The organism is Bradyrhizobium sp., assembly GCF_030697065.1.
Lineage (GTDB): Bacteria > Pseudomonadota > Alphaproteobacteria > Rhizobiales > Xanthobacteraceae > Bradyrhizobium.
Map to the genome: position 1 here is coordinate 1 of NZ_JAUYQU010000273.1, position 5,025 is coordinate 5,025.

Genomic DNA, 5,025 nt, shown 5'->3' on the forward strand with positions numbered 1-5,025 from the left:
TCGGTCGGCGTGACGACGTCGTTGGCGGTGTGAAACAGCAATAGCGGGCGCGGCGCGATATTGGCGACCACGTCCTCGGCGCGAAAATGGTACATGCTGATGGCGGTCTCGACCGGTACCTCCATCAGCGCCTTCGGCGAGAGGTTTTTGCGCAGGTTTTCCGGAATCGGAACGACGTCGAAGCGCGACACCCACATGCTTTCGCCGGTGGCCGCCTTGTGCCTGCGCCCCTGCTCCAGAATCCCGGTGAATTTCGCCCAGGCATCAGGCGTCGGATGCTGGCCGCGGAATTTGCGTTCACCGTCACCCCAGCCGCAGGAGGAGATCACGCAGGCGACGCGTTCGTCGATTCCGGCCGTATAGACCGCGACGGCCGCGCCAAAACTGTGCCCGATCACGCCTATCCGCGCCGGATCGATCTCTTCGCGCTCAGCGATGAAACTGAGCGCGTTCTTGGTGTCGGCAACCTGGTCGAAGCAGCGCACCTGCCCGCGCGCGCCCCCGCTTTCGCCGCAGCCGCGAAAATCGATGCGGAAGGCGCAGTAGCCGAGGCCTTCCAGCATGCGCGCCTGCAGCTCGGCATGCGATTCATCCTTGGTGCCGACGAAGCCGTGCAGCACGATGAAGCACGGCAGCCGCTCGCCGGGACGTCGCGCCTCCGGCACATGCAGCACGCCGGACAGTTTCAATCCGTCCGAGCTGAACGACAGCTTCTTCAGCATCTTCTACTCCGTCGATCTCGTTGCCCAGGCTATGAACGCCGCGATCAGGCCTGCGGGGCCGGCGCGTAGGGGAAATGGTGTGCCAGCCATGGCTGCGGCGCAGGCGTTCCCCAGACATTGAGGGCGCGCACATTCTCCGGCCGCTTCAGCTGGGTGATGATGTTGGGCTGATAATTGTCGTCGTCCGCAATCAACGCCATGCCGCTTGAGCACTCCACCATTACACCGGCGGCGTCGACGTAATAGGCGTAGACGTTGTCGCCGGGCCGATGTCGTCCGGGGCCCCATGCCAGTTCCTTGCCGTACTGGTCGAGCAGATCGCCGAGCCGGCAGTATTCGCCGAAATTCTCCAGTTCGAAGGAATAATGGTGGAGGCCGGGCTGGCCGCGGACGATGCCCATGATGTGATGCTGGCGGTTTGCACCGCGCATCCAGATGAGGCCGTCATCGACCAGCTTCTCCGACAGCTTCAGGCCCATGATCTGCTCGACCTGGCGCTGCGTCTCGGCGGGTTCGGGCGAAGTGATGTTGACGTGATCCATCCGGACCGGATTAAGTCCCGCGCCGAAGTGACGGCGGTCGTAGATGCTGTCCGGGATCGGCGCGTGTACTTCGAAGGTGTGGCCCTGCGGCGTGGCGAACACCACGCCGGCGGCGCAGCAATCGAGCGAGGGCTTTTCCGACAGCACCCGGCACCCGGCCTGCGGCACGCGAGCGGCGGCCTCTTCCACCGCCTGGACCGACACCGCCTCGAAGCCGACGCAGCGGACGGCATTGGCCTTGGCGCTTCGCAGCACGAGTTCCGTGGTCCGGCCGTTGGAGGCGAGCCAGATTTGGCCGGCGTCGCGGCGCGTCACATGCAGGCCCAGAATTCCGGTCGCCTCGCGCGTCACCGCGTCCATGTCGGTGACATCGATCTCAACGTGACCGATCGAATTCACGAGATAGGTCAATTGGCCCTCCCAGCGTCCTCTTGCTTGTTGCATCGCTGGTTAGCATCAATTTTCAACACTTGCAATAAGTTTCGAAACTCTTAGGATATTCGAATAGTCTGCCTTGAAGAATCCGGTTCGGTTGCATGCACGAATCGGAAACGCTACATGCGCACAGAGCGCAATCGACATCGGTGGGAGCGGATCCCTGAATATTCACCTGAAGAAATCGCCGAAGAACGTCGAGCCCCGCGACGACGATGCGTCGTTGTCGAGCGGGCAGGATCTGCTGACGCGGCTACGGGCCGATATCGTCAAGCATACCTTCGCGCCGGAAACCAAGCTCAAATTCTCCGACCTGACCGAGCGCTATGGCCTTGGCATCGGCACGCTGCGAGAGGCGCTTTCGCAGCTGGTGTCGGAAGGATTCGTGACGCTGGAGGCCGGCAAGGGTTTCCGCGTGGCTCCGGTCTCGCGGCGCGACCTTGCCGAGGTCACCGATCACTACATCGCCTTCGAGAAGCGCGCGCTGGCGCAATCGATCGCCGCCGGCGACGACGAGTGGGAAACGCGGATCGTCGCCGCTTTTCACAGCCTCGGCATCATCGAGGACCTTTCCTGGGCCGAACGCATGCGGCGCCACGGCGACTGGGTCGAGCGCCACCGCCTGTTCCATGAAGCCCTGGTGGCGGCCTGCCCCGATCGCTGGCTGCTGCGGCTTCGTTCGCTGATGTTTTACCAACTCGAGCGCTACCGGTTTCTCTCGAAGATGAACCGCGAGAACAGCCCGTCGCGAAAGGGCACCGAACATCGCGCCATCATGGAAGCGACGGTGGCGCGCGACGCGAAGGCGACGGCGCTGCTGGAGCAGCATATCCGCGAGACATCGGATTCGATTTCCGGGATGCTGTCCAAGACTTGATGCTGTGCAAGACTTTATCCCATCCAAGACTTGACCCTAGCTGCCGCGCGTTTCCTCTCCCCCGCCAAGCGGCGGGGAGGTGAGCAGCAGGCAATTGCGAGTTGTTACGCCGCGTCGCGCCCGCGCGCCGCGCTGAGCAGGCCGGCCTCGATCAGCGCATCTCTGATCCCTGCAATCTCCGCGTCCGATAGCTTGACCAGCGGCGGACGCACCACCGCGCGCGGCAGTTTTCCGAGCAACACCAGCGCTTCCTTCATGCGGTTGTGCATGTCGATGAAGGGATCGGCGTAGAACACCCGCGCCGTCGGATAGATCCGTTCGTTGAGCCGGCGGGCTTCCGCGAGATCGTTGGCCTTGACCGCGCGATAAAGTCTCGCCTGAAGATCGGCGATGACGCTGCCCGAGCCGGACAGCAGGCCGTTGCAGCCCAGCACCAGCGAACTCAGCAGCCATGCGCTGTTGGTCGTGAGCACGTTGATCGGACGCGCGCGGCCCTGGAGCTTGCGAATCTGGCTCTCGTGCTGCGGCACCAGCGGGGTCCAGTCCTTGATGGCGCGAATGGTCGGCACTTCGTCGAACAGCCGTTCCAGCGTCGCCGCCGGATAGCCCTGCCCTGACGCCAGCGGGTATTGAAAGACGATGATCGGCAGATCGCTGGCATCGGCGATGGCCCTGAAATGGGCCAGCGCCATCTCCGCGGACTGGCCGAGCGTGAAGGGCGCCGGCGGAAACACCAGCAGCGCCGAAGCCCCGCCGCTCTGAGCCTGTCGTGCGATCCGCGCCGCCTCCAGGCTGCCGTCCGCCCAGACACCGTGGATGACCGGCAGCGTGCCGCCGACTTCCTCGCCGGCGATCTCCATGACGCGGCGTTGCTCGTCCGCGGTGCAGGAGGCGACCTCGGTGGAGTGGGCATTGATCGTGATAGCCGACAGTCCCTGCACCGAGCCGACGTCGCGCAAATGTGCCCGGAAGCTCGACTCGTCGATCGAAAGGTCGTTGTGGAACGGCAGCAGCACCGCCGGAATCACTCCGTGAGGCACGAAATCGGGATGGCGGCTCATTGTCTCGTCTCCTTGTTTCTGGTGCTCACGCAAATTTCGGCTGCGCCGCCTGGGCCAGCAGCCGCGCGCGCTCGGAGTTGGGCCACAGCAGCAGCAGGCCGAGCAACCCGGATACGACCATGATGACCGCGTTGATGGTGAAGCCGGTCATGTAGCCTTCGAGCGGGGTCGCCGCATGCTTGATCACGGTGCCCATCACCCAGGGCGCCATGATCCCGGCGAACGTATAGATCGCGCTGTAGATTCCGATCACCGCACCGCGCTGTTGCACCGGGGTGAATTCTCCCAGCATCGGCGGACAGACCACGAAGATCGCGCCGCACAGCCCCGGTCCGAGCACCAGCAGCACGACCTGCAGGCCGGCCCCGTCGACATGCGGCATCGCCAGCAGAATCAGGCCGCCGATGATCAGCGGAATCGAACCGAGCACGCCGCGCGCGCCGCGGGTGGTGTAGCCGCGCGTCAGCATCACCTGCGATATCCACCCGGCCAGCAGCACGGTGGCGGCGCCGAACACCCAGGGCAGCACCGTAATCCACCCTGCATCCTTCTGCGTGAAGCCCAGTCCCTCGATGATGAAGGAGGTGAACCAGGTCAGGCCGAGCGATAGCGCCCAATAGGCGCCGAAGGCCGCAGCACAGCAGCCGATGAAGGTGCGCGACGTCAGCAGCCGGAAATAGGGCACGCGGGGATCCGCCGCCGCCATCGCGACGGTCTGCACCAGTGGTCCTTCCCGGCCCAGCACCAGCCACGCCACCACCCACATCAGGCCGACGACACCCAGCGCGCCGAAGGCATAATGCCAGCTGTGATTGACGATGATCCAGTTCAGCGCCGGCACCGCGAGGATGACCCCGAACGCCGAGCCTTGCGCCAGGATCGCGGTGGGCAGCGTGCGTTTCTCGTCGGGAAACCATTTGTAGAGCGCATGCACCGCCACCGCGAAGGCCGGTCCCTCGCCGGCGCCGAGGATGATTCGACAGATCACCAGCGTGGTAAAACTGACGGTGCCGACCATCGGGAACTGGGCCAGCGCCCAGATCACCGCCATCGCCAGCAGCACCCAGCGGGTGTCGATGCGGTTGACGATGAAACCGACCGCCAGGGCCGAGATCGAGAACAGGAAGAAGAACGAAGATCCCAGGAATCCGAATTGCTCCGGATCGAGCTGCAGCTCCGCCTTGATCGGCACGCCCGCGAGGTTGACCACGATCTTGTCGGCGAAATTGATCAGCATGAACAAGAACAGGAGAAACGTGATCGTCCAGGCACCTTTAACTGTCGGTTGCGTGGTCATGGGGTTCCTCGAGTCATGGTCATCTGGCCTGTTGGTCGGCCTCGCCGGATGCTACAAGCGGGGCAAGCGGCAACGCAACCGGGCATTTTTG

5 protein-coding genes are annotated in these 5,025 nt (G+C 64.1%); 1 reads left to right on the forward strand and 4 read right to left on the reverse strand.

Annotation, left to right across the window (positions count from 1 at the left end; all coding sequences use genetic code 11):
- On the reverse strand, positions 1-722 hold a 722-nt coding region (locus tag Q8R73_RS21305; protein ID WP_305721521.1), incomplete at its 3' end, for an alpha/beta hydrolase.
- Positions 723-766: 44 nt separating this feature from the next.
- Positions 767-1,675 carry a VOC family protein gene (locus Q8R73_RS21310; RefSeq protein ID WP_305721522.1) on the reverse strand — a complete coding sequence of 303 codons (909 nt, stop codon included), beginning with the start codon at positions 1,673-1,675 and terminating at the stop codon, positions 767-769.
- Positions 1,676-1,922: 247 nt separating this feature from the next.
- Between Q8R73_RS21310 and Q8R73_RS21315 the strand changes: the two genes are divergently transcribed.
- Positions 1,923-2,576 (forward strand): GntR family transcriptional regulator, encoded by a 654-nt coding sequence (locus Q8R73_RS21315; protein WP_305721523.1) that lies wholly within the window; start codon positions 1,923-1,925, stop codon positions 2,574-2,576.
- A 104-nt stretch (positions 2,577-2,680) separates the two neighbouring features.
- On the opposite strand, the gene Q8R73_RS21320 is transcribed toward Q8R73_RS21315, so the two are convergent.
- Positions 2,681-3,637, reverse strand: a complete 957-nt coding sequence (locus Q8R73_RS21320; protein WP_305721524.1) for a dihydrodipicolinate synthase family protein — start codon at positions 3,635-3,637, stop codon at positions 2,681-2,683.
- 25 nt (positions 3,638-3,662) lie between these two features.
- Entirely contained in the window at positions 3,663-4,934 is a 1,272-nt protein-coding gene (locus tag Q8R73_RS21325) for an MFS transporter (protein ID WP_305721525.1), read from the reverse strand.
- Between the last annotated feature and the right edge of the window lie 91 nt (positions 4,935-5,025).

Excerpts from the sequence above, each read along its gene's own strand:
- Q8R73_RS21325 (WP_305721525.1), bottom strand. The coding sequence starts at position 4,934 with ATGACCACGCAACCGACAGTTAAAGGTGCCTGGACGATCACGTTTCTC.
- Q8R73_RS21320 (WP_305721524.1), bottom strand. The coding sequence starts at position 3,637 with ATGAGCCGCCATCCCGATTTCGTGCCTCACGGAGTGATTCCGGCGGTG.